We start from the raw sequence: 26106 nt of genomic DNA, 5'->3' as shown, positions 1-26106 counted from the left end.
CGGGCACGATTGGTTACAGCCTGGCGCTCACCGGCAGCAACGTGGCCAGCGGCCTGTTTGCGGTAGATCCGCAGGCTCCCGCTGGACAGGGCGAGGCCATCGTGCTGAATCAGGTGGGCAACATCATCACCGGCAGTGCCGGTGGGGTGGACTACTTCACGCTGACCATCAACCCGAGCACCGGAGAAGTGACGCTTGCCCTGCTGGACAACGTCTGGCACGGCGATACCAACAGTGCGGATGACAGCGTGGCGCTGAGCCTGGGCAGCGGGGTACTGACCCTGGTGCAAACCGTGACGGACGCGGATGGCGACAGCGCCAGTGCCGCCATTGACGTGGGTACTGGCGGGGTATTCCGGTTTGAAGATGATGGTCCGAGTGTGACCATCAATGCCGTGGTAGACAGTGGCATTAGCCTGACCACCCAGGATGCACAGACCCTCGGTGCAGCCAGTGACACGGCGACCGGCAGCTTTGCGGCGGCGTTCCTGGCGGCGGCAGTACCGAGCTATGGCGCGGACGGTCCGGGCACCACCACGGTAGGCAGTTACAGCCTGAGCGTGACCGACAGCAACAGCGAGCTGACCAGCAACGGGCTGGCCATCACCCTGACCAAGGTGGGCAGCGACATCGTCGGCTCGACCAGCGCGGGCGAGGTGTTCCGCATCAGCGTGGCGAGCAATGGCACGGTGACGCTGACCCAGTCGGCGGAGCTGGACCATCTGCCGGAGGACGTGGACAACAGCAACGACAACAATCTCATCAGCCTGGCCAGTGGCAAGGTGCTGCTGAGTGCAACCGTGACGGTGGTGGATGGCGACAACGACACCGCGACCGGCACGGTGAGTGCGGACCTCGGTGGCCACATCAGCTTCGAGGATGATGTGCCGAGCGTGACCATCAATGCCGTGGTAGACGGTGGCATAAGCCTGACCACCCAGGATGCACAGACCATCGGTGCGGCCAGTGACACGGCGACGGGCAGCTTTGCGGCGGCGTTCCTGGCGGCGGCAGTACCGAGCTATGGCGCGGACGGTCCGGGCACCACCACGGTGGGCAGTTACAGCCTGAGCGTGACTGACAGCAACAGCGAGCTGACCAGCAACGGGTTGGCCATCACCCTGACCAAGGTGGGCAGCGACATCGTCGGCTCGACCAGCGCGGGCGAGGTGTTCCGCATCAGCGTGGCGAGCAATGGTACCGTGACGCTGATCCAGTCGGCGGAGCTGGACCATCTGCCGGAGGACGTGGACAACAGCAACGACAACAACCTCATCAGCCTGGCCAATGGCAAGGTACTGCTGAGTGCAACCGTGACGGTGGTGGATGGCGACAACGACACCGCGACCGGCACGGTGAGTGCGGACCTCGGTGGCAACATCAGCTTCGAGGATGATGTGCCGAGCGTGACCATCAATGCCGTGGTAGATGGTGGCATAAGCCTGACCACCCAGGATGCACAGACCATCGGTGCGGCCAGTGACACGGCGACCGGCAGCTTTGCGGCGGCGTTCCTGGCGGCGGCAGTGCCGAGCTATGGCGCGGACGGCCCGGGCACCACCACGGTGAGCAGTTACAGCCTGAGCGTAACTGACAGCAACAGCGAGCTGACCAGCAACGGGCTGGCTATCACCCTGACCAAGGTGGGCAGCGACATCGTCGGCTCGACCAGCGCGGGCGAGGTGTTCCGCATCAGCGTGGCGAGCAATGGTACCGTGACGCTGACCCAGTCGGCGGAGCTGGACCATCTGCCGGAGGACGTGGACAACAGCAACGACAACAACCTCATCAGCCTGGCCAGTGGCAAGGTGCTGTTGAGTGCAACCGTGACGGTGGTGGATGGTGACAACGACACCGCGACCGGCACGGTGAGTGCAGATCTGGGTGGCAACATCAACTTCGAGGATGATGTGCCGAGCGTCAGCAATAATCTCACAGTGCAACTCGATGACGACGCTCTGGCCAACGGCATTCCGGATGGTCCGAATGACGATGACAATGCGGTAAACACTAACGGTATCCTCGCTCATAACTTCGGGGCTGATGGTGCAGGTAGTGTGCAATGGCTGACTACGGGGGCGCCGGCTGGCTTTACTTATGAAACGAATCCCGCAGGTGCCCTGTTGGTCAAACAGGGGGCGACCACAGTGCTGACAGTAACCCTGAACTCGGCTACTGGGGCGTATAGCGTGACGCAGAATGCGCCTATTCAACATGCGAATGCTGATCAGGAGAACAACCAGGCGTTTACCCTGAACTATCAAGTGATCGATGGCGATGGCGATACCGCGAGCGGCACGCTGGCTATCAATGTCGATGACGATACGCCGGTGGCGAAGAACGACACGGCCATTGTTGCTGAGTCCAGTGACAAGGACTTCAATGTTGCCTTTGTGCTGGACTCCAGCGGTAGTATCAGCAATAGCGAGTTCACTACCATGATGAACGCTGTGAAGGCGGCGGGGCAGGCGCTGTTTAACGGTACCGATGGCGATGTGAAAATCACCATAGTGGCGTTCTCTTCGGACTCACTGGCATATGCGCCGGTGACATCGATCGCTGCGTTCAATGCTCTGGTTGATGACATCATTGCCAATAGACCGTTTAACGGCGACACCGACTTTACCGATGCTATCCAGCAAACCATGGTGTCTTATGCTCCGATTGAGGGCTGGAGCAACCAGGTTTTCTTTATCAGTGATGGCAACCCTAATGAGCAAACAGGTACAGGCGGCAACTCGCTGAGCAACGCAACGGCAACGGCGTGGAACACCTTTGTCGATAGCAATGCCATCAACGTCACCGCTATTGGTGTGGGGGATGGCATTAACACCACTCGCTTGCAGGATGTCGATCTCGATGGTAGTGGTGCTCCTATCCTGGTGACCGACTTTAATGGCTTGATCAATACATTGCTTGGTCAGATCTCGGGCAACTTCGTCAGCGGCAACGTTCTGCTTGGCAACAACAACGCGGTAGGTGGCGGCGACGACGATTCATACGGTGCCGATGGTCCGGGGCGGATCATGTCCATCAAGATCAATGGCACGACCTACTCCTGGGATGGTGTCTTGGATGGCGATCAGCAGCTGACCAACATCACGACGGCTCTGGGTGGCAAGCTGACCTTTAATTTCGCCACGGGCACATGGGGTTACACCTCGCCGCAAAGCGTTGCATCGGACACCAGCGAAAGCTTCGACTATGTGATCGTCGATAAGGATGGCGATCAAGCGAGCGCTACTCTGACGATCAACATCGAGGATGCTGCACCGGTGATCGGTAAGGTGGACGAGGACGAACTGACTGGCGGCATCACCGATGGAGATGCCCAGACGACTACCGTCTCAGGAAGCCTGGTTGAACTATTGGTTGGTACGAACAGCGGCCAGTTCAGTCTGGATACCACCCCCAATGTCATGCCGTCCCTGACCTCGGACGGAGTGACTGTGACCTACGGCTTCTCTGGGAATACCCTGACGGCTATGGCTGGTGCGGCAACAGTCTTCACCCTGGTGGTGCAGAGCAATGGTTCCTACACCTTCACCCTCCTTGGGCCGTTGGATCACGAGAATGCCAATGGTGATGACAACGAGCTTCTGACGCTGAATCTGACCGGGGCCATTCGAACCTCCGATGGCGTCAACCCGCTGCCGCTGGCTGGTGATCTGCTCATTCAGGTAGAAGATGATGTACCGACTATCCAGGCCAGCACCAACTTGGTGTACTCCAACAGCAGCAACCCGGGTGGTGGCACTGGTGTGTTCGATTACAGCACTGGTGCGGATAGTCGCGGCACTGGGCCGTTCTCGTCGTCCGACTCGGATTTCAATGCCATCGGCCTGACGGGGACAGTTGGTGGCTCGGCCATTACGTCGCAATTGGTCACCTGGGTGTCGGAGAACGCTAGTACGGCCACCTTTGATATTGAGTTCAATTACGCGCCGAATCCGGCCAGTCCAGGAATCACGCAGGAGGCAACCGGTACCCTGACCTTCGACAAGATCAACGGTACTTACACGGTATCGCTGGATGAACCGATCGAGGGCTTCAGTGTTCTCAAAACCAGTGCCTCGTTAAGTATCACGGGCTACGCATCTGGTGGCAGTGTGCCGGATAACTCGCAGCCGGATGTGTCTGTGGCCAAGCTGGACAATGATTTTTATGTCCAGTTCAGGGGCGCTGCAGAGCCCGGTGGGGGTACCGGGACCAACAATCTGCAGACCGGTGGTGCCAACACCAGCGTATTCGCCAATGGCGAGTTGTTTACTCAGGCATCGTCTTGGGTCAGCGTCTCGAACTCGGCGAACGGCGTGGGCGGCGATACCATCGGCAAGGGGGAGGTGCTGGACTTGACATTCCACACTACCAACCCGACCGGTACTGTAGTCGCCAACCCTGATGGCCGGGCGGAGGGGATCTTCCTGAAGTTCGACGGTATCAATAGTGAAGACCTGGTGGTGGTGCTCAAACTGATCGGCGCGGGTGGCATAACCACTACACGGGCTCTGGTGATCAGCAACAGTGATATCGTTAAATCTGGCAGTAGCGCTGCGACCCTGGCAGCCCTGCTGGCTTATGGCATTACCCTGGACAACAACGATGGGGCCATTGTCATCGAACACAATGACTACAACGGTGTAGGTGAGAACTGGCAGATCTACGGCGCGCAGATCCTGACCAGCGTGGAGGGCATTACCACCACCACAGCGCTGAACTTCAATGCGGCCTTCGGTGATACAGGTGGTTCGAATACGACTACGGACTTCACTGGCCAGACCGACAGCGACGTGGTGAAAGTCTCCGACATCGGCTTGATCACTTCGGAAAATACCACACTGGATGCCGAGTTGGACTTCCAGGTCGGGGTTAAGGATGCCGATAACGATGCTACTTCCAACACCAATCTGCATGTGACCATTGAGGCTGGCACCACCTTCATCGGATCGGCGTTGGCGGATGTGATTCAGGGCGGTGAAGGGAACGACACTCTCTCTGGTTTGGCCGGTGACGATACGCTGATAGGTGGACTGGGAGATGACATTCTGATCGGTGGTCTGGGTAGCGATACCATGACGGGTGGTGCGGGCAGTGATACCTTCAAGTGGATTGCTGGTAATGCGGATGGCAGTACCGACAACATTACCGACTTTACGCTGGGCAGCCCTGCCAGCGGTGGCGACGTGCTGGATCTGTCGGATCTGCTGGTCGGCGTTCCCAGTGGTGGCAGCAACGAGGATTTGGCCACAGTGCTGGATAATTACCTGCAGTTTGATACTGCGGCCAACAAGCTGACCATAGATACCAATGGACTTCCGAGTGGGGGTTCCCAGCTGACAGTGCAGTTCCAGGGTAGTCTCGATCTGGATCACAGTGGCGGTTTGACGACGAACCACGACATCATCAAGCAGCTGCTGGATGATGGCAACCTCAAGGTGGATCCGTAATCGAGTAATGGGGCCGGGCTATGCCTGGCCCCTGTTTTTTGACTGAGGGGGCGGCTAAGATAGCGGCAGTACAGGAGAGGGTCACCATGCAGTCATTCAATTGGGTCGATATCGATGGCATTCGCTATAGCTGGGATGGGCAGGGCAGCATTACTTGCACCGGCCAGTTTGGCTATCAGGCCACGATGGCAGGTGATCGGATCGATGCACTGGATCTTGAAAGCCAAGATGGCGAAGTGGCGGGTTCCCTCAATGTGGACTTCGCGGCCGCCACCATTGCCTTCACGCCGGCAGTAGATGCAGAGCCACCTCATATGGTTGTGCTGGTCGGGCATGATCAAGGGGAGCAGGAATATTCACTGCAGAGTCTGAGCGATACCTGTCTGCAGGATCTGCTCATGCACTCCGACAGCATCGACTGTGTTCCACTCATAACATCCACGCCGGCAGACCCGGTGATCCCGTCGCAAGGACACGTTCTGTCGTGGGATTCCTTCCATTTCGATGATGACGTCGTGCTCGGTTCCCGCAGCGTCACACCGATGGCGCCCAGCCATCAAGAGCTGATGGGCAACGAGATCAGCATCAACATCGACATGACCAATCAGGTGCTGGATCAGATACCGCCATTGCACGATATATGAATCCCATTCGGCCACGGGCATAATGACCTCACTCTAATTGACTGAGGTTTTTTTTATGTGGCGTCCCCTTCTTACCCTTTCCGCTCTGGTCGTCAGTGCCCCGTTATTCGCGCTTGAAGTACCACAAGCCCCGCATCTGGTGGTGAGTGGTTATGCCGAGCAGAAGGCCGAACCCGATATGTTGACCCTCAATGTGTCTGTGACCGCGCTGGAAAAGCAGGGCATCAAGGCCAAGCAGCAGGTGGATGGCAAGGTCGCGGCCTTCTTTGGCCAACTGGAAGGCTTGGGCATCAAGCGCAGTGACGTGGAGGCGGGCAACCTGGTGATCTCCCCCGAATATCAGTATCCGCAGAACAAGAAGCCGGAACTGGTGGGCTACCGTGCCCAGCGTCAACTCGCGGTCAAACTCTACCAGCTCGACAAGTTGAGCGAGCTGATGGATACCGCCCTCAAGGCGGGTCTGGAGTCTGTGTCCCAGATTGAGTACGGCCTCAAGTCGCCGCAGACCATCAAGGAGCAGGCGCGTGTCGGTGCGGTGGAAGATGCCAAGACCAAGGCGGAATCCTTGGCCAAGGCGTTCGGCATGAAGCTTGGCAAGGTTTACAGCGTCGAGTACCGCAACAACACCCCCATGCCCATCTATAGTCGTGCACTCAAGGCGGCCGCCATGGCTGCACCTGCCGCCGACATGATGGAAAACAGCTATCAACAGCAGCAGATCAGCATCACGGACAACGTGGAAGCCGTCTTCCTGCTGGAATAAGGCGTTGGCCATCCGGCCTTGTCGATCTATCTCAAGCCCGAGGCTCATCCCCTCGGGCTTGTCGTTTCTGCCTGGCAAGCGGGACTGAGTGTGCAGGCGAGAGCGCGGTAACCGGATGGTGATGTGGCTGGCCGGATCCCGATCTATATGATGCCAGGATGGGTGGCGGAGTGTCCGGGCCGCCCGCGAGTTGCAGATGACGGATAGAAAGATGCCGGTCGGTGGCCGGCATCTGATGGTGTAACGAGGTGGCGCGGATCAACCCAGGTTGGCGGCAACTCGTGCACGACGCTTCTGTTTGAGCTGATAGCCGATGGCGAGCACGACGATCCAGACAGGGATGAGTAACACCGAGATCTGGATGCCCGGAGTCAGGTACATGATGACCAGGATGCCGGCCATGAAGGCGAGGCAGAGGTAGTTACCGAACGGGTACCAGAAAGCCTTGAACTTGGGCTCAACCCCTTCGGCCTGTTTGCTCTTGCGAAACTTCAGGTGCGCGAGGCTTATCATGGCCCAGTTGATGACCAGGGCCGAGACCACCAGCGCCATCAGCAGCTCGAACGCCTTGCCCGGCATCAGGTAGTTGATCAGCACGCACAAGAGGGTTGCCGCGGCGGAGACTGAGATGGCCACCACGGGCACACCGCTCTTGTTGGTCTTGAGCAGGCTGCGCGGGCCGTTGCCCTGCTTGGCCAGACCGAACAGCATGCGGCTGTTGCAGTAGACGCAGCTGTTGTAGACCGACAAGGCGGCGGTCAGCACCACCATGTTGAGCACGGTTGCCACCAGGTTGCTGTCCAGCGCGTGGAAGATCATCACGAAGGGACTGCCGCCTTCCACCACCTTGCCCCAGGGGTAGAGGGACATCAGTACGGCCAGGGCGCCAATGTAGAAAATGAGGATGCGGTAGATCACCTGATTGGTGGCCTTGGGAATGCTCTTCTCGGGGTCATCCGCCTCTGCGGCCGTGATCCCCACCAGCTCAAGACCGCCGAACGAGAACATGATCACCGCCATCGCCATCACCAGACCGCTGATGCCGTTGGGGAAGAAGCCGCCCTGGTCCCACAGGTTGGTGATGCTGGCATCCGGTCCGCCGTTGCCGCTGGCGAGCAGGTAGCCGCCAAAACCAATCATGCCGACGATGGCGACCACCTTGATGATGGCAAACCAGAACTCCATCTCGCCGAACGCCTTGACGTTGGAGAGGTTGATGGCGTTGATCAGCACGAAGAAGACGGCAGCCGACATCCAGGTCGGGATCTCGGGCCACCAGTACTGAACATAGATGCCGACCGCCGTCAGCTCGGCCATGCTCACCAGCACGTAGAGTACCCAGTAGTTCCAGCCGGAGGCGAAACCGGCGAAGTCACCCCAGTATTTGTAGGCAAAGTGGCTGAAGGAGCCTGCTACCGGCTCTTCCACCACCATCTCGCCCAGCTGGCGCATGATGAGGAAGGCGATAAAGCCGCCGATGGCATAGCCGAGCAGCACTGAGGGGCCCGCCATCTTGATGGTCTGGGCAATACCGAGAAACAGGCCGGTACCTATGGCACCGCCCAATGCGATGAGCTGGATATGGCGGTTTTTCAGGCCGCGCTTCAGCTCCTCGCCGTCTTGTTGAAGATCCATTCTTCCTTCCTTACGTCTCTGATGTCACTCGTCTGTCATTTCGTCCGTCGAGTCACTCCATGTGACCTTGCACGGCAAAGCGTGCTTGAAACGTGACGAAATCCGTATTTATTTCGTTACGGCAGGCCGCTTGTTGTTTTTTGTGGCGGCTACCAACGGAAGCAGAATAGTGATAATCGGCCGTCAACGCACCTGTTTTCCTCATCATTCGCCGGTTTTTTAGGCACAAGACAGGTTTTTTATGATTCGAACGCGCAGGAGGGGAGTGGTTGCTCGCAATGTGCGCAATCGAACGCTGTCGGGTTGACTCTTTGGTGTATTCCTGTTTTATGAAGCCTCCTCCGTAAAAAGGATGTGATTCATGCAACGTATTATTGGCAGCCTGCTGGCCGTCGTGCTCTGGTTGACTGTCTGGCTCTCTCCCTTGTTGCTGACCATGGCGGCGGGATGCATGCTGGTCTGGGCAGTGCAGGGTGATGACTATCTGGTGATGCACTTTCGAACCGTGCTGCTGATCGCCGGCGCCGTCGGTTTGCTGCCATCGCTCTGGTTGACCGAACGGGTACGCCGGCGTCACGGCGTGCTCAACTTCTATGCCATGCTGATGAACAACAAGGAGTTGAACAGCACTGCTTCCCGTTCCCGCCAATCATAAAAAACCGAGCCAGATGCGGCTGCATCTGGCTCGGTTTTCATGTCTGCCTGTCACTCTTGCTGCCTGTCACCCAGGGACCATGCCGGGCTCAGCTCCGAACCTCAGCCCGGTTCAATAGAGCTGACGGCGCATGCCGGTTGCCTCCAGAATTTTCGCGCTTATCTCCTCCACCGAATGAGAGCTGGTATCGAGGAAGCGGATCGCCTCCTGGCGAAACAGCCGCTCCACGCTCGCCAGCTCCTGCTCGCACTGCTCCAGCGATGAATAGCGGCTGTTGGCGCGGCGCTGGTTGCGGATCTCGTGCAACCGCTGCGGCGCTATGGTGAGGCCGAACAGCTTGTGGCGGTTGGCCTTGAGGGCGCTAGGCAAGTCCAGCGTGCCCATGTCCTGCTCGATGAAGGGGTAGTTGGCGGCCCGGATGCCAAATTGCAGCGCCAGATAGAGGCTGGTCGGAGTCTTGCCGCAGCGGGAGACCCCGATGAGGATGATGTCCGCCTCCTCATACTCCTTGGTGGTGATGCCGTCGTCGTTGGCCAGCGCGAAGTTCACCGCCTCGATGCGATCGTCATAGAGCTTGCGATTCTCCATGCCGTGAGTGCGATGCAGTCTGGGTTCGGCCTTGACCCCCAGTTCCTGTTCCAGCGGGCTGACGAAGGTGTTGAGAAAGTCGTGGCTGCTGGCCTGGGCCTTGAGCACCTCTTCCCGCACCAGGGGGTCGACTATGGTGTGAAACAGTATGGGGCGTATCCCGGTCTGGCGGAATTGCTCGTCGATGCGCGCCCGCACCTGCCTGGCTTTTTCCTGGGTCTCCACGAAGGGGATGGTGACTTGCTCAAACACCAGCGGAAACTGGCTCAAGACGGCGTGGCCGAACACCTCGGCCGTGATGGCGGTGCCGTCGGATACATAGAATACGGTGTGCACGATGCGCTCCTGTGGTACGGGTTGGCGAGGTTGCGAGCAGTCAGTATCTCTCGAAACCATACCGATTTTGTCAACCGATCTGCTGTGCCCAAGTTGTGAAGTGGCTTGCAAACCTGAGTCGTTACCTTTTTGTGTTGGCATTGTAGAATGTCTGTGTCATTCGGCCATCCCCAAATCTTGCTCGGGGATTTTTTTGACAACAAGTAGAAAACGTTTTCACGGTCGTTGGCAACAGTAGAAACGAACAATAACGCATATAACTCACGCACCTAATTTGGCGCAGAAGGTGCCACGGCACCCGAGCCCACCAACCTGGAGACATGCAAGTGCAACAGTACGTACTCTGGTACGAACAACTCGGAATGCAAGATGTAGAACGAGTTGGCGGCAAGAACGCATCCCTTGGCGAGATGATCAGCAACCTCTCTGGTGCCGGTGTATCCGTGCCGGGTGGCTTTGCGACCACGGCCTTTGCGTTTAACGAGTTTCTGGAGTTAAGCGGCCTCAACGGCAAGATCCATGATCTGCTCGATACCCTGGATGTGGACGACATAGCCGCCCTCAACCGGGCCGGTCAGCAGATCCGAGACTGGGTGATCGACGCCCCGTTCCAGCCTGCACTGGAGCAGGCGATCTGCGCCGCCTACGACAAGCTGAGTGCGGGTCTGGATGCCTCTTTCGCGGTGCGCTCCTCCGCCACCGCCGAGGATATGCCGGACGCCTCCTTTGCCGGTCAGCAGGAGACCTTCCTTAACGTACGCGGCATAGACGCCGTCATGATTGCCGTCAAGCATGTGTTTGCTTCACTGTTCAACGATCGCGCCATCTCCTACCGGGTGCATCAGGGGTATGACCACAAGGGCGTGGCGCTCTCGGCCGGGGTGCAGCGCATGGTGCGCTCGGATCTGGCTGCCTCCGGTGTCATGTTCACCCTGGATACCGAGTCGGGTTTCAACGACGTTGTCTTCATCACGGGTGCCCAGGGCCTGGGCGAGATGGTGGTGCAGGGGGCCGTCAACCCGGACGAGTTTTATGTGCACAAGCCCACCCTCAGGGGCGGGCGTCCTGCCGTGGTGCGCAAGACGCTCGGCTCCAAACTGATCAAGATGACCTACTCGGACGATGCCGGTCACGGCCGTCAGGTGAAGATAGTCGACACGACTGAGTCCGAGCGCAGCCGCTTCTGCATCACGGATGAGGAGGTGATGGCGCTGGCGAAACAGGCACTCATCATAGAGCAGCACTACGGTCGCCCCATGGATATCGAATGGGCCAAGGATGGACAGGATGGCCAGCTCTACATAGTGCAGGCCCGTCCCGAGACGGTGCGCAGCCGCCAGGAGGCCAACACGCTCGAACGTTTTGCCCTCAAACAGGCGGGCAAGGTGCTGATCGAGGGGCGTGCCATCGGCCACAAGATTGGCGCGGGCCCGGCGCGGGTCATCTCCTCCATCAGCCAGATGGACGAGGTACAGCCCGGCGATGTGCTGGTCACCGACATGACGGATCCTGACTGGGAGCCCATCATGAAGCGGGCCTCCGCCATCGTCACCAACCGTGGCGGGCGCACCTGTCACGCCGCCATCATAGCCCGCGAGCTGGGTATTCCGGCCGTGGTGGGTTGTGGTGATGCCACCAAACGCATTGAACCGGGTCAGCTTATCACCGTCTCCTGCGCGGAAGGGGATACCGGCTTCATCTATGACGGCGAACTCGATTTCGACGTAGCGGTCACCGAGGTGGGCAACATGCCGCGCCTGCCCATCAAGATCATGATGAACGTCGGCAATCCGGACCGGGCGTTCGATTTTGCCCAGTTGCCCAATGCCGGTGTGGGTCTGGCGCGGCTCGAATTCATCATCAACCGCATGATTGGCGTGCACCCCAAGGCCCTGCTGGAGTTTGACCAGCAGAGTCCTGAACTGCAGGCCACCATCCGCAAGATGATCGCGGGTTACGACAGCCCCCGTGAGTTCTACGTGGCCAAGCTGACCGAAGGGATCGCCACCCTGGGCGCCGCCTTCTGGCCGGAGCGGGTCATAGTGCGGATGTCGGACTTCAAGTCCAACGAGTACGCCAACCTGGTGGGCGGCCGTGGCTACGAGCCTCACGAAGAGAACCCTATGATCGGGTTCCGTGGCGCATCCCGCTACATAGCCGACAGCTTCCGTCCCTGCTTTGCCCTCGAATGCGAGGCCATCAAGCGGGTGCGTGACGTCATGGGGTTGACCAACGTCGAGGTGATGATCCCCTTCGTGCGCACCGTGGGTGAAGTGGAGCAGGTGATCGACATCCTGGCCGAGAACGGGCTGCGCCGTGGCGAGCGGGGGCTCAAGGTGATCATGATGTGCGAGATCCCCTCCAACGCCCTGCTGGCGGATCAGTTCCTGCAGCACGTGGATGGCTTCTCCATCGGCTCCAACGACATGACCCAGCTCGCACTCGGACTGGACCGGGACTCGGGCCTCATCGCCCACCTGTTCGACGAGCGCAACGAGGCGGTCAAGGCGCTGCTGTCGATGGCTATCCAGGCCGCGCGCAAGGCGGGCAAGTATGTCGGCATCTGTGGCCAGGGGCCATCCGATCACCCGGACTTCGCCGCCTGGCTGGTCGAGCAGGGCATAGACTCTGTGTCCCTCAACCCGGATACCGTAGTCGATACCTGGCTCTATCTGGCCGAGCAGCACAAGGCTGGCTGATCCTCGTCGGTTCCTGCCTGCGAATAATGAAAATGGCGCCCCCTGAGGGCGCCATTTTTATCGCGCAATAAACCCGATGGCGTTATTTGTCCGGGATATTTTTATTCCTGCTCAAAATAGGCGCGCCAGATCTTGGTTTTACACTCCGTTACATCTGTTCACTTCATCGCCACCCCATAATAAGCCTGCCATGTCATGACGAAGTGGGCGGATCACTATATTCACGTCATGTCGAGCAAGGCGGGATAAACAGGTTCCGCTCGCGTTCTATTTATCAATAAATACGTTGTTTGTTATTAATATGGCCAAGGTAGGCAGATGTCACAGAGCGTATCAAATCAAGTGATCAGAAGAATGCTGACGGCCTGTCAGCAGCAGGGGGGAGATACGGATGCCATCCTGATGGCTGCCGGTCTGACGCCATTCGATATTCACCGTGAGCATGGCCGGATCCTGGCCCATAGCCATTACCGCATGCTGAGCCTGATGCAGCGGCATCTGAGCGGCTTTCACGAGGGCATACTGTCTTACGATATCGCCGACCTCTACCAGCACTATCCGGCGCTCATCAGCCTCTGCCTGAACCAGCCGTCCCCTCGCGCCGCCATCGAAGCCCTGCTGGCCTATCGCACCGTCATCGGCAACTGTGACGATTTTGTGGTGCGAAGAGGGGCGCTGTTTAGCCAATATGAGTATATCAATCAAGGGCCTGCCGCCCTGGGCGCGAGTCAGGCCATCCCCAATTTCGTCATTCTCTACCGGATCCTGCGGGTCTATGCACCCGGCCTTGGCGTCTTTGTGGGGTTCGTCGGCAAGCCGCCGACCCATCACCGCCAGCTGGATCACTTCTTTGGTACCCACTGCCGCTGGGAGCAGCCGGGCAACACCCTGACCATAGACAATGCCCTGCTGGATAGCCGCGCCGATAGCTACAACGGGCCGCTTTGCCGCCTGCAGACAAGTCAGCTCGCGCATATTTGCAGCGATATCGATGAGCGGGTGCCCTTTGCCAATCTGGTGGCGGACATGATCCGCCATAAAATCCGCGGTGGTGTCATGGAGAGCGATGACCATTTACTCAAGGATGTCTGTTCGGCCATGAATATCAGCCGCTGGACCCTGAACCGAAAATTGCAGGGGGAGGGCAGCAGCTTCTCCGCCATCTTGAAACGGGTCAAGATGATGGAGGCCTGCCGTTTATTGGGAGAGGGAGAGCAACCGTTGCAAAATATCAGCGATCTGGTGGGTTTTTCCTCCCAGAGTGCCTTCAATCGTTTCTTCAAGGCCAATACCAATATGACCCCGCTGGCCTATCGCAATACCCGCCAATAATAACGGGACCAGACCTGCGCCTGATCCCGTCAAGGCTGAAGGCAACAAAGGGGGGCGCCCCCTGGCGCTCCCCCCATCACCTTCATTTCTTACCTGGGCTCGCTTATTTTGTCACTGTGGTGACTGTGGCGGCATCCACGCCGCTGGGCAGGGCCAGGGCGCCCGGGGTCGTGCTGCTCACCACTATCTCCTTGCTCACGGTGAAGCTGACCGGCGTGGTGGCGGAGACATCGGAAGAGGGGCTGATGTAGGCGCTGTAACTGCCAGGTTCCACTATCCACTGGTTGCTGGCCTCATCGAAGCTGGCGAGTATGCTGGCCGGAATGGTGAAGCTCAGCTGCTCGCTGGCGCCCGGTGCCAGCTGTTTGGTCTTGGCAAAGGCCTTGAGCTCTATGGTCGGTTTTTGCAGTTTGACCTCGGGGGCGCTGACATAGACCTGGGCCGCCTCCTTGCCCGCCACGGCGCCCGTGTTGGTGATGGTGGCCGTCAGCACCAGACTGCCGGCCGCGCCCTTGGCCAGGGTATTGTTGGCGATGGCGGGGCTGGTGTAGCCGAAGCTGGTGTAGGAGAGACCAAAGCCGAACGGGTAGGAAACCGCCTTGTCGAAGGTGCTGTAGTAGCGGTAGCCCACGTAGATCCCCTCGTTGTAGTAGAGATCGTCCGGCTCGCCGTCCCCGTCGGTATCCTCACCCGGGAAGGTGCCGGCGGAGGGCACGCTGGCGTAGCTGAGCGGGAAGCTCTGGGCCAGCTTGCCACTGGGGTTGACCGCCCCCGACAGCACATCCGCGACCGCATGGCCGGTTTCCTGCCCCGCCATGTAGGCCAGCAGTATGGCATCCACCTTGTGGCTCCACTGGGCTGTGTCGATGACGCCGTTGACGTTGAGCACCACCACCACCTTCTTGCCCTGGGCGTGGAAGGCGCTGCTCACCGCGTCGATGAGGGCGATTTCATCGTCGCCGAGCAGGTAGTCGCCCTTGCTGTCGGTGCGATCCGCTCCCTCACCGGCCTGACGACCCAGGCTGATGACGGCAACCTCCTGCTCGCTGGCGGCCGTGGTGATCAGGCTGGCGAGGGCCGGGCTGACGGCGGCCTCGTCGCAGGTGTAGTAGCCCTTGGCGCCGAATTGCCCCTCGTGATAGACCTTGTTGGCCTCATAAAAATCGCCGTAGTAAGCCTGCAGCGCCCCGTTGACCGGGAAACGGCTGGCCAGCCCCTGGGCTATGGTGGTGGTGCTGGCGGCGTTCACATCCCCGCTGCCGGTGCCCCCCTTGTAGGTGTTGATCTGGTTGATGCCAAAGCTGGCCACCTTGCTGGTCGCGGCTATGGGCAGGGCGCTGGCTTCGTTGCGCAGCAGCACCATGCTCTCGGCCCCGGCCTGGCGAGCCAGTTTGGCGTGGGCGGCCAGATCCGGGCTGTTGCTGACGGCCAGCTGGTTGTAGGAGGGGCTCTTCATCGCCTGGGTCAGGATATGGATGGCGGCCTCGGTCACCTTGGCCTCGTCGAGATCCCCCTGCTCGATGGATTGCTGCAGCTGTTCCTTGACGTTGCCAGGTTCGATCAAATCCTGCCCCGCCAGCACCTGCTTGTAGGCGTTGTTGGCCACATCGCCGGCAAACCAGTCGGACATCACCAGGCCATCGAATTGCCACTCACCGCGCAGCACATCGGTCACGGCGTCCTTGCGCTCGTTGACATAGGTGCCGTTGACCTTGTTGTAGGAGGTCATCACGGCCCAGGGCTGGGCCTCGTCCACCGCGATCTGGAAGCCGCGCAGATAGATTTCACGGAAGGTTCTCGGCTCACCTATGTCGTTGATCTGGTTGCGGTTGGTCTCAGAGTTGTTGCCAAAGTAGTGCTTGATGGTGGTGCCCACCCCATTGCTCTCCACCCCGTTGACCATGGCGGCGCCTATCTTGCCGGTGAGCAGCGGGTCTTCCGAGTAGTACTCGAAGTTGCGGCCATTGAGCGGGTTGCGCTGAATGTTCATGCCGGGGGCCAGCAGGATGTCGACCCCGTACTGGCGCACCTCGTCCCCCATGGCTTCACCGACGGACTTGACCAGGTTGACGTCCCAGCTGGAGGCGAGCAGGGAGCCGATGGGCCAGGCGGTGGCGTAATAGGTGGCGCTGTCGCCGTCGCGGTTGGCGCTGATCCGCAGGCCCGCCGGGCCGTCGGCCAGTTTCAGGGCCGGAATGTCGATGCCGTCGGCACTGCGCGCCACCCCGTTGATGTAGCCCGCTACCCCGGCGACATCCTGCTTGACGTTGATGGCGCCGTTGGCGCTGCCATACCCTGGGCCGGAGAGCAGGCTCAGCTTCTCGTCCAGGGTGAGCTTGGCCACCATGGCTTCGGCCTGGCCGCGGTAATAGGCGTCGTCTTTTACCAGGGGATCCGAATCGTTCTGGTTGCAGCCAACCAGCAGCCCGGCCAGCGCCAGGCTGACGCCGAGTGAAACCGCTTTCATTTTTGTCGTGATAGGCATGAAGACTTCCTCGTAACTGTCTGAATAAAAAGGCAAGTGCGATATCGACACCGGCAGGTGATCGGGCCGGGCGGCCGCTCTGATGGCGGGTTCCCATGGATATCGATGACGGCTCAGGGTGGGCCAGGGTGCATGTGCAAGGGGGCAACCATGGCCGGAGCCGCAGGCAGGTTAGCAAGTTGGGCTGGCTGCGCCTTGCCTTGGCGGAGCGAGAAATGTGCAGTTGGGAGCAAGGGTGCCAAGTTGTGACAGGGGTCGCATCACAGGCTGCGCGGCAGGGAGGGGAAAGGGGAGGCTGGATGACCCACCATTGCGGATGGCGGCAACAGGGCGGTCAGGCTTGGGGTGCGATTTGCCCTGAGATGCGGGGCGCAGACGCTCGGGCAGAAGAGAGGGGGCCAGCGGCCCCCTCGGCGTGTGCAAGATACCTCGCGCTTGTCAGCGCAAGGGTTTGCTCACTTTGGCTGTTTCAGTGCACCGGCCAGTTCGATCTGCACCCTGACCCCTTGCTGCTTGAGCTGGGTGGCGATGGCGTTCAGATCCGTGCCTGGCTTGGCCTGCAGCAGGGCGATGCCACCGCTGCTCTGCTTGAACTGCAGGCCGTGGCGGTCCGCCAGCGCCTTGGCCTGATTGTCATCGGCCTCCACCAGCAGGGTGCCGCTGACGGTCAGCTTAGGGCTGGCGACCCCTTGCAGCAGGACGTCGCCGCTGCGCAGGGTCTGTTGTGGCACCTTGCCATCCAGGCTGCGGGCGACCCGTTTCTTGCTGCCGTTATCCGGCGTCAGGTAGGTCTTTCCATTCACCTCTACGGTGTTGTACTGCTTGCCATCGATCACCACCGATTCGTCGGCCGTTGCGTGTACGCAGACCGAGGCCAGCAGGCTTGCCAGGGCAAGGCTGAGTAAGCTGTGTTTCATGTTATGACTCCTCTGTGATCAGGAACGGGCTGCGTCGTGACCGAGAACCCGCAGGGACCAGTCGAGCAGTTGACCCGGCTGGCTATTGTTGCGCTCGGTCAGGGTGCTGCGGGTGTTGGTTCTGCGATCGAGCAGCGAGACCTGGCGGCTGCCATTGGCCACGTCGGTCACCTCCAGGCGCCACTCGCCCTGGGCCGGTTCGCCGTAGAACTTGTGGGAGAGCATGCGCATGTCACGCAGCCCCTTGGTGCGCACATAGCCCAGCTGCTGCCGGTCGAGGGATTGTCCCACCAGGCTGTTGTTGGGGTTGAGCAGCACGCTGCGGGTGCCGGATGGCGAGACCAGTTCGATCAGCAGGTCGGGCAGCCGCTGGTGATCCAGGCTCACCATCACCTGCACGGCCTCGACCGTCAATGGCTGATCGACCTGCGTGCTGGAGCGGGTCGGGCTGCTGCCCACGTCCGGGATGGCGCCGACGGCGCGATCCCGGACCGTCACCTTCTGCCAGGGCAACTGCACCAGTGGCGGCAGCGGATCATGGCTGGCGGCGCTGGCCAGGGTCTTGTTCACATCCACCAGGCCGAAACCATAGGTCGGGCTGTACCAGAGGCCGGCCGCGTTGCGCTCCCACCCCTCCAGACCCGTCACCTGGCGGCGCTGACCGTTGGCGGCCGTGTAACTTATCTGCACGGGCCCCTGATTGGCGTCGAGCCGGGTGGCGTTGCGGGCCAGCAGGTCGCGCAGATCCCGCACCGACAAGTCCGGATAGGCGGACATCAGCAGCGCCATGGCGCCTGTGGTGTTCGGGGTGGCCGAGGAGGTGCCGTTCATCACGCCGTTGTAGTCGCAGCTGGCATCCAGTTGCGGGTTGTTGTGCAACCGGTTGGTGCTGGGATCGTCCACCCGGTTGTACCCCATGTCGCAGCCGGGCAGATCCGTGGTCACCATGGCGGGCGCATCCGTGCCGTATTCCCCGCCGGGGGCGCTCAGGAAGACGTTGCTGCCGACGCTGGAGTAGGAAGAACGCACCCCGTCCGCGTTGATGGCGCTCACTACCAGGTTCCAGAAGTTGCTGTTGGAGGGATCTATGTTGCTGTTCTCGAACGGCAGCTTGGGCAGGTTGCCGGTGCGGTTGAGCACATAGTTGCCGGAGGCAATCCGGTTGAAGCCGTTGCCCGCCGCCTTGATATAGGCCGCCCCCTGCGCCTGCTGGGTCTGTTGCTCGAACAGGCGATCGAGCTGCACCTGATCCAGCCCGTTGGCCCCTTCTGGATCGACCAGGCTCATGCCGTAGCTCTGGTTGAAGACCCGGTTGTCTGCGGTGACGGCATTGCCACCAAGGGCGTAGAGCCAATCCTTCTGCAACTGCTGGCTGTTGTCATCGAGCAGGTTGAAGCCCTGCAACTGGGCGCGGGGGGCCACCCCCAGGGTGCCTATGGTGTTGTCCACCGCGGCTATGATGCCGGATACCGAGGTGCCGTGGGCACTGTCCGGATCGGTCGGGGTGGGATCGCTGCTGCCGGTCACCACGTTTTTGGAGCCGGGGCGCACGTTGTCGGCCAGATCCGGGTGGGCGATGGCCATGCCATCGTCCACCACGGCCACGTTGATGCCCTGACCCAATACCTCGGTGCGGTGTGCCCACCAGAGATTGAGGTCATTGCCCGCCACGCCGCCGCGGGGGCTGAAGGCATTCTGGCCGCTGTTGAGCAGGTGCCACTGCTGGTCCTGCAGGGGGTTGATGCCGGGCAGACAACTGACTGCGCTGCTGCGACCGGTATCGAGTCCGGCCTCTTTGCCGGTGAGTGGGGTGCAACTCTCATTAGCCTGAACTGAAGCGATAGGCAGGGCCGAGAGCAGGGCCGAGATTGCCAACGCCAACGATGTTTTTCTCATTAATAAACTCCATCTTATATCGCACCGTCCTGGGTGCGACTGGCATCTATACACGGGAAAAACAGAGCCAAAAAGCGCTCATTTCTGATCTGAGATAAGGCTCAAAAAAATCCCATTACAAACCGGTTTTCAACCATATGGGGGTTCCTGCGAATCCCTTTATATGTTGTATTGAGAACTTTTCTCAGTTAGAGGCTGTTGATCTTTGTCTTTATAGATCAAGATGTTATTAACTCACCATTCACCCTGGCTGCGGCAGTGCCGAGGCAGCCGCGTTGGGCTGGCCCTGACCAGATATGACACATACCCAAGCGGGTGTTATGTGGCCGGCAAGCCTGCCATGCCGGGAGGTGGGTTTTGCACCCAGGCGGCAATGAAAACGGCGCCAGTGGCGCCGTGTTTATGTGAGGAGTTGGCCGAGAGTGGCCAGCCGTTATTTGATCAGGGCCAGGATCGGGCGAAACGCCGGATGGCGGCAATCCCCCAGCAGCTCATAGAGGCACATCTCCACCGAGGTGAGCCGCGCACCACGGGCGGCCAGCTGAGCGATGGCCAAGTCGCGGTTGGCGGCGCTGCGGGACGACACGGCATCCACCACCAGGGAGACATGGGCGCCGCTGTCGAGCAGTCCCAGCACAGTCTGGTAAACGCAGATATGGGCCTCTATGCCGCACACCAGCCAGTGACGCCTGCCCGTCCGGGCCAGCGCGGCGGCCACTGCCGGCTCCCCCAGCGCGCCGAAGCTGAACTTGGCCAGCACGGGGGCGCCGCTTTGCAGCGGTTGCAGCTCGGGCACAGTCGGCCCCAGCTTGTCCGGATTTTGTTCCAGCCAGACAACCGGCAAGCCCAGTGCCTGGGCCCCTTGTACCAGCCGTGCGCTGTTGGCAATCAGGGCAGGGCTCCCCTCGACGAGCCGTGCCAGCTTGCCCTGAATATCGACGACCAGCAGGCCGGTGTTCGTGGTGGTCAGCATGATGGCTCCCTGGGTCAGATCAGTGGGTGGCGCCCAGTGGACGCATGACAGATGTACGCGACTGGTTCCACAGATAGATGAGGGTCAGCGCGATGGCGGTACCGACTGGCAAGGCAAACAGATGCAGCGCGATAAAGCACCAGAAGACAACTTTGAAGCCCTTCACTGGCTCGGTGAGCCCGCGATAGGCCACATAGTTGAATGCTATGACAAACAGCCCGATGGCCAGTGCGAGGCCGATGCTGACCCCCTGTGACGGGGCTGATCCGGCCGGGTGCAGCGGGCTGACCGTGACGACGGACCATGCAACAAACGCTATCATGGCCAAAGAAAAAAGCGTCGAAGCGATAAAGATGCCTTTGGCGATCAGCTGTTGTTTGGGGCTCATGAATACTCCTTGAATAGGGGGTGGTCTTGCTCCCTGCTCGTGATCTGGCGTGCCTTCCATGCCGTTCGCCATTGACATGGTGACGTATAAAATATGAGTCACGGCACCCTGTCGATAAGGCACATAAACCTACCCGCAATGCCAGCGCCGGTCAAAAATAAAGTAATTCAAATTGTAAATGTAGTGACAACTAAAGAGGTGGAACGCCTGTTGAAGTACTCAATATCGGTTTGTTAGCCAGCGGAGAATCATTAACCAAAACGACGATTAAATGCTTCCTTGCTAACTTTCCGCTCCATCTGTGAATTACATTTTGGACAAAGTGTTTGCTTCTTTTCATCGATTGTCCACTTATAATATGTCTTCTTTATAGACTGACCACAAATACTGCAAGATGATGGTTTTCCAAAAATGACACCTATTATGACAAAAATAATTATTGCAACTAGCCATTCCATTTGTTGACTCCTCAGTCAGGTTGAAAGCTGGTTTTGACGTTCGAAAACAGTCGCATGGTGCAGATCAATCTTTTCATTGATATAACAGTCGGTAGACTTGACCAGATCTCTGATAAATCGGATCACTTTTTCTAGTTCATCACGTTTTATAAGATGAGGAGCTGCTACGCCAGTGTTGATAGGTTTTGAGCGATGCGCGGCTTCACCGCGCTTTTTGATCCATTGATTAAGTGTTGAGCGGGCTTTTTCTGGTTCGTAGTTAGACCAGTGCCACCCCTCTGTCACATCAAACCCAAGATAATCCATAAATATTTTTTTCGTTTTATCTGAGCTTGGATTATGAAAGGATTTTAAATCTGTATGTAATTTTTTCAGGATGAAATCACCCAAGTAACTGCCCTGCACTATGGCTAGCTTTTTATGCATTTCCTCAACCAGCCGGTCCTCCACATAGGTTTCCCAAGCGGTGAGTGCCATTACTAGCCCGGCTCGTTTTAAAACCTCACTGCTGGGTGGTGGTGGATTGGCATTGATACCATCAAAATGGGCTAGCAGCTCTTCAGCATCTTTAATTGAGTATTCAAATCCTTGAATCGCTTTTGACATATTCCTTGTCCCTGTTTGTAACATTATTTTCTTGTTCAGGTATTTAGAGCTGCTCGACATCGACCTGTATCATCATTCAATATATACCACTGCCTCTACATTATTCCCATCCGGATCAAGCAAGAATGCGGCGTAATAATCAGGAGCATAGTGAGCACGAGGTCCCGGTTGTCCGTTACAGCGAAAGCCCGCTTGAATACCTGCCAAGTGAAAAGCATCGACTTGTGCCTGAGTCGTGGCGCTGAAGGCAAGATGGCAGGGGGTATTTTGCTCGAACCTTTCGATTAAAAAGCTCACCTTGTCACGACCGATCAGGCCAAAACCGGCAGCAGCATCATCTGTCCACTTGAGTTCCATATGCAATGGGCGGAGTACGGTTTGGTAGAAGCGCTTGCAGTCGTCAAAATGCACTGTCTTGATTTCAACGTGATCGATCACGGCAACTCCTTGGCTGGTTGAATAAGACGATCGATAAGGGGTCTGGTGCCAACATAGTCGCTACCGCCCCTGAATGACGCCTCCAGTGTGCACCTTCTTCCGCAGGGTGAGCCCGACAAAGCGCACCTGGCACCCTGACGAAAAAGGGTACCGAATGGCCACAATAAGCCAGTTGCGGCCGGTTTGGGGAGGGGGCAAAAACAATAACTGTGTGGTTTATCAAAGATTTTCTGCACGATAGCCCAACCGGGTTGAAAGCCGGGCTTAGCTGCCGCTTGGTTAAGCTTGCCCTGTTTTGTTGCTTGGCGACGGGAAGAGGCTCTGTTATGGTGGCATTAATTAGCCGTTTGGATGGCTAGATGGTTGTGGCGAATATATCCATGGTGGCAAGCGCCATCATAGGCCACCGTTTTGATCATGTTGACAGGGAGTTTCTTATGCAGCGTCGTTCCTTCTTCACCCTCTCCGCGCTGGCACTGCTGGCCAGCAGCCTGCCGTTTTCCGTTCTTGCCGCCGATCCGGCCAAGAAAGAGATAGTGATTGGCACGACAGTCGGGGACTTTGCCGACATGGTGACCGACTCCATCAAGCCGCAGCTGGAGGCCAAGGGCTACAAGGTCAAACTGGTGGAGTTCACCGACTACGTGACCCCCAATATCGCGCTGGCCGATGGCTCGCTCGACGTGAACTGCTTCCAGCACAAACCCTATCTGGAGAGTTTCTCAAAAGACAGGGGCCTGTCGCTGGCTCCCATCACCCAGGTGCCGACCGGTCCCATGGGGCTCTACGCCGGCAAGCTGGGCGAGCTGAAGGCTCTGAAAGAAGGGAGCACGGTCGCCATTCCCAACGATCCGACCAATCAGGCGCGGGCTCTGCTGATGCTGCAGGATCTGGGCTGGCTCACCCTCAAGGAGGGGATCAATCCGCTCAAGGCGAGCGAGTTTGATGTGGCGAAAAATCCGCACAATATCAAGCTGATCCAGCTGGAAGCAGCGCAACTGCCGCGTTCGCGGGAAGATGTGGACTTCTCCGTCATCAACGGCAACTTCGCCGCCTCCAGCGGCATTGCGTTCAGCGAGGGCCTGTTCCTCGAGCGCAGCTACAACTTCATCAACTGGGTGGTGGTGAAAAGCGCCGATGCCGGGCAGCCCTTTGCCAAGGACGTGGCGGCGGCCTACAACTCCCCCGAATTCAAGGCCTATGCCGCCAAGCGTTTCGTGGGTTACAAATATCCAGAGGGCTGGCAGGGGCAGAGCGCCAGCAACTGAGCATGGCCATGGGTATGTGACGCTATCGCATCAACAAAAACGGGCACCAGAAGGTGCCCGTTTTTGTTGGCGTCGTCACAGGCGTCAGTAGCGGTGCAGCCACCAGCGGGCGGCAACGAGTGCGGTCAGGCTGCCAAGCAGGGCGCTCGCCAGCACGTCCAGCGGCCAGTGCATGCCGATCAGCATGCGTGACAGGCCTATGCCCAGCGCCCACAGCGGCAGCAGCCAGACCCCGGCGGGGGCGCGGGCCAGCCAGATCAGGCCGAAGAACTGTGCCAGGCTCATGGCGGCGATGCTGTGGCCGGAGGGGAAGGCGTAGTTCACCTCCGCCTGCCAGTGGTTGCCGAGCCACTCGGGCAGGGCCAGCAAGAGGCTGGCCGCATGCACCTGCTCGCTGCGTACTTCCACCTTGCTGGCGTAGAACTGCTGGATGGCGGGGATCAGGTTCTGGCTCTCCAGCCAGATCAGATAGGGGCGCGGCTCCTGGGTCAGGTGTTTGACCAGGCTCTTGATGGCCCAGTCTCCCGCCAGCACGGCAAACAGGGCGCCACCGAGGGCCAGCGTGGCGGGCAGGCTCAGCGTCAGCTTGTGTCGGGTCAGCAGCAAGAGGGCGGCGATGCTGACGGCGAGGCCGGGCAGATCCACCATGCGGGTGAGGGCGTAGGGCCACCACAGCCAGCCCGATTGCAGAGCGTTGCTCATAAAGGGCTGCCAGGGAAGGCAGGTCAGCAGCAGCAGCGGTAGTATCAGGGCGGCGCTGAAACCAAGCACCTGGCGGCGCGGCAACGAAGAGGCATGAGTCGGCATAACAGGGCTCGTAACGGGTGCGTGTAACAGGGGCAGATAAAAAAGAGGCGCCATTGTGCCAGCCTCGGCTTGTCGGTCAAGTCGCACCGACCGGACTGTAACATGGGGTTACAAATGAGTGTGGCTCGGGCCGAGATGGCGATATGGGCATGGGGCGGCAGCATCTGAACATCTTGGCGGCTTGGGCCGGTCTGGTGGATCGACTGTGGTGAAGGGGCATGGGCGAACCCGCATCTGGGCATCTGGCCGCTTTGGGCCGGCTTGGTGGAGCGAGTGTGGTGAAAGGGCATGGGCGAACCCGCATCCGGGCATCTGACCGCTTTGGGCCGGCTGGGCGGATCGACTGTGGTGAAAGGACATGGGCGAACCCGCATCTGGGCATCTGGCCGCTTTGGGCCGGCCGGGCGGAGCGAGTGTGGTGAAAGGGCAGGGGCGAATAAGCATCTGAAAATTCGGTTGGTTTGGGCTAGAATGGCGCGCCTGTGGCCGGTTGCGAAGTGAGAGAGCCCGATGAAGATCGTCGTTGATGAAAATATGCCCCACGCCCTCGAGTTGTTTGCCGAATTTGGCGAGGTGATCCCCCTGCCAGGACGACAGATGCAGGCGGCGGATCTGCAAGATGCCGATGTGCTGCTGGTGCGCTCCGTGACCCGGGTCGATGCCGAGCTCCTCGCCACCAGCCCGCGGCTCGGGTTCGTCGGCACCGCCACCATAGGCACGGATCACGTAGACAAGGCGCTGCTGGCCGAGCGGGGCATTCCCTTCTTCAGTGCGCCCGGCTGCAACAAGTATTCGGTCGGTGACTATGTGCTGAGTGCCTTGCTGGTGCTGGCCGAGCGTCATGAGCTCAATTTGAGCGAGATGAGCCTCGCCGTCATAGGCGCCGGCAACACCGGTGAATGCGTGGCGGGCAAGGCCGAGGCCCTCGGCATGCGGGTGCTGCGCTGCGATCCGCCGCGCGCCCGGGCCGCCGCGCAGGCGGGTGAAGCGGGGGCGTTTGTCGACTACCAGAGCGCCCTTGGCGCCGACATCGTCAGCTTCCACGTGCCCATCACCCGCGAGGGGCCGGATGCCACTTTCCACCTGCTGGATGAGCGGGTGATCGCCGCGCGACCAGCCGGGCAGATCCTCGTCAACGCCTCCCGTGGCGAGGTGTGGGACAACCAGGCGCTGCTTGTTCGCCAACAAAGGCCTGAGCCCCTGCGGCTGGTGATGGATGTGTGGGAAGGGGAGCCAGAGCCACTGCGTGCCCTGGTGCCCCATACCGAGATAGCGACCCCTCACATCGCAGGCTACAGCCTGGAGGGCAAGGCGCGCGGCACCTGGATGCTCTATCAGGCTCTGTGCCAGCAGCTGGGCCGCCCGGCGCGCCAGGATCTGCAATCCTTGCTGCCAGCCCCCGAGGTGCGCGCACTGACACCGGGTCAACCGGCGGATCAGGCGTTGATCAAGCAGCTGGTGCACCTCATTTATGACGTGCGTCGCGACGATGCCCGCTTTCGCAACCGGATTGAGTTGCCCGGCAGTTTCGATGAACAGCGCAAACACTACCCGGAGCGGCGCGAGCTATCCTCCTTGCATGTCTGCGGCCCTTTCGCCGGCGATACCCTGGCCCGGCTCGGCTTTGGCATTCAGGCCGAGTGAGTCGGCTCAATCCCGAATTCAACACCAGAAAATGGGCGGATCCTGTGCCACACCCGGTTCCGCCCTTGTCCGGTTTGGCATGATGCCAAATCCCCTATCGGGCAGGTCAGCCTGCCAACTGTGATGC

18 protein-coding genes are annotated in these 26106 nt (G+C 59.5%); 8 read left to right on the top strand and 10 right to left on the bottom strand.

The genetic code is table 11. The features are described from left to right. The first annotated feature begins 8 nt into the window (after positions 1 to 8). The 3 genes from ACM3N8_RS16805 to ACM3N8_RS16795 all read left to right on the top strand — a co-directional run bounded on the left by ACM3N8_RS16805 (position 9) and on the right by ACM3N8_RS16795 (position 6854). Positions 9 to 5447 (top strand): DUF5801 repeats-in-toxin domain-containing protein, encoded by a 5439-nt coding sequence (locus ACM3N8_RS16805; RefSeq protein ID WP_416016396.1) that lies wholly within the window; start codon positions 9 to 11, stop codon positions 5445 to 5447. A gap of 86 nt (positions 5448 to 5533) precedes the next feature. Next, positions 5534 to 6091, top strand: a complete 558-nt coding sequence (locus tag ACM3N8_RS16800; protein WP_416016395.1) for a hypothetical protein — start codon at positions 5534 to 5536, stop codon at positions 6089 to 6091. A gap of 55 nt (positions 6092 to 6146) precedes the next feature. Next, complete coding sequence (locus ACM3N8_RS16795) at positions 6147 to 6854, top strand: SIMPL domain-containing protein (RefSeq protein WP_042866080.1); 708 nt, start codon at positions 6147 to 6149, stop codon at positions 6852 to 6854. Positions 6855 to 7112: 258 nt separating this feature from the next. On the opposite strand, the gene ACM3N8_RS16790 is transcribed toward ACM3N8_RS16795, so the two are convergent. Beyond that, positions 7113 to 8489, bottom strand: a complete 1377-nt coding sequence (locus ACM3N8_RS16790; RefSeq protein WP_042866081.1) for an amino acid permease — start codon at positions 8487 to 8489, stop codon at positions 7113 to 7115. A 361-nt stretch (positions 8490 to 8850) separates the two neighbouring features. On the opposite strand from ACM3N8_RS16790, the gene ACM3N8_RS16785 reads away from it, so the two are divergent. Beyond that, on the top strand, positions 8851 to 9144 hold the full coding sequence (locus ACM3N8_RS16785) for a hypothetical protein (RefSeq protein WP_290019806.1): 294 nt from the start codon (positions 8851 to 8853) through the stop codon (positions 9142 to 9144). A gap of 111 nt (positions 9145 to 9255) precedes the next feature. Here the strand turns inward: ACM3N8_RS16785 and ACM3N8_RS16780 are convergent, their stop codons facing one another. Further along, on the bottom strand, positions 9256 to 10068 hold the full coding sequence (locus ACM3N8_RS16780) for a pyruvate, water dikinase regulatory protein (protein ID WP_080741146.1): 813 nt from the start codon (positions 10066 to 10068) through the stop codon (positions 9256 to 9258). Positions 10069 to 10388: 320 nt separating this feature from the next. Here ACM3N8_RS16780 and ppsA point away from each other — a divergent pair, with 320 nt between their 5' ends. Further along, on the top strand, positions 10389 to 12767 hold the full coding sequence (gene ppsA / locus ACM3N8_RS16775; RefSeq protein ID WP_416016394.1) for a phosphoenolpyruvate synthase: 2379 nt from the start codon (positions 10389 to 10391) through the stop codon (positions 12765 to 12767). 354 nt (positions 12768 to 13121) lie between these two features. Then, positions 13122 to 14099, top strand: a complete 978-nt coding sequence (locus tag ACM3N8_RS16770; RefSeq protein ID WP_348687393.1) for a helix-turn-helix transcriptional regulator — start codon at positions 13122 to 13124, stop codon at positions 14097 to 14099. 103 nt (positions 14100 to 14202) lie between these two features. On the opposite strand, the gene ACM3N8_RS16765 is transcribed toward ACM3N8_RS16770, so the two are convergent. From ACM3N8_RS16765 to ACM3N8_RS16735, 7 genes are all read right to left on the bottom strand, one after another. Continuing rightward, positions 14203 to 16584 (bottom strand): beta-glucosidase family protein, encoded by a 2382-nt coding sequence (locus ACM3N8_RS16765; protein ID WP_098983684.1) that lies wholly within the window; start codon positions 16582 to 16584, stop codon positions 14203 to 14205. Positions 16585 to 17039: 455 nt separating this feature from the next. Continuing rightward, positions 17040 to 17501 carry a serine protease chaperone gene (locus ACM3N8_RS16760; RefSeq protein ID WP_098983685.1) on the bottom strand — a complete coding sequence of 154 codons (462 nt, stop codon included), beginning with the start codon at positions 17499 to 17501 and terminating at the stop codon, positions 17040 to 17042. An 18-nt stretch (positions 17502 to 17519) separates the two neighbouring features. Beyond that, complete coding sequence (locus ACM3N8_RS16755) at positions 17520 to 19397, bottom strand: S8 family serine peptidase (RefSeq protein WP_416016393.1); 1878 nt, start codon at positions 19395 to 19397, stop codon at positions 17520 to 17522. 433 nt (positions 19398 to 19830) lie between these two features. Next, the gene (locus tag ACM3N8_RS16750; protein WP_416016392.1) at positions 19831 to 20370 is read right to left on the bottom strand and encodes a hydrolase; all 540 of its coding nucleotides are present in this window, start codon (positions 20368 to 20370) and stop codon (positions 19831 to 19833) included. Positions 20371 to 20389: 19 nt separating this feature from the next. Continuing rightward, complete coding sequence (locus tag ACM3N8_RS16745; protein ID WP_416016391.1) at positions 20390 to 20758, bottom strand: hypothetical protein; 369 nt, start codon at positions 20756 to 20758, stop codon at positions 20390 to 20392. Between the two features lie 473 nt (positions 20759 to 21231). Further along, positions 21232 to 21822, bottom strand: coding sequence for a HEPN domain-containing protein (locus tag ACM3N8_RS16740; protein WP_103470478.1), 591 nt, complete (start codon positions 21820 to 21822; stop codon positions 21232 to 21234). Between the two features lie 72 nt (positions 21823 to 21894). Further along, the gene (locus ACM3N8_RS16735; protein WP_290019802.1) at positions 21895 to 22260 is read right to left on the bottom strand and encodes a VOC family protein; all 366 of its coding nucleotides are present in this window, start codon (positions 22258 to 22260) and stop codon (positions 21895 to 21897) included. A gap of 437 nt (positions 22261 to 22697) precedes the next feature. On the opposite strand from ACM3N8_RS16735, the gene ACM3N8_RS16730 reads away from it, so the two are divergent. After that, the gene (locus ACM3N8_RS16730) at positions 22698 to 23528 is read left to right on the top strand and encodes a MetQ/NlpA family ABC transporter substrate-binding protein (protein WP_098983691.1); all 831 of its coding nucleotides are present in this window, start codon (positions 22698 to 22700) and stop codon (positions 23526 to 23528) included. 84 nt (positions 23529 to 23612) lie between these two features. On the opposite strand, the gene ACM3N8_RS16725 is transcribed toward ACM3N8_RS16730, so the two are convergent. Then, positions 23613 to 24335 carry a phosphatase PAP2 family protein gene (locus ACM3N8_RS16725; RefSeq protein ID WP_098983692.1) on the bottom strand — a complete coding sequence of 241 codons (723 nt, stop codon included), beginning with the start codon at positions 24333 to 24335 and terminating at the stop codon, positions 23613 to 23615. A gap of 510 nt (positions 24336 to 24845) precedes the next feature. Between ACM3N8_RS16725 and ACM3N8_RS16720 the strand changes: the two genes are divergently transcribed. Further along, positions 24846 to 25979, top strand: coding sequence for a 4-phosphoerythronate dehydrogenase (locus ACM3N8_RS16720; RefSeq protein WP_098983693.1), 1134 nt, complete (start codon positions 24846 to 24848; stop codon positions 25977 to 25979). Positions 25980 to 26106 lie beyond the last annotated feature (127 nt).

It is taken from the genome of Aeromonas sp. A04 (genome assembly GCF_047780465.1).
Classification (GTDB): domain Bacteria; phylum Pseudomonadota; class Gammaproteobacteria; order Enterobacterales; family Aeromonadaceae; genus Aeromonas; species Aeromonas bestiarum.
Note: the sequence above shows the minus strand (reverse complement) of the source record. Positions and strands in the feature narration are given on the sequence as shown.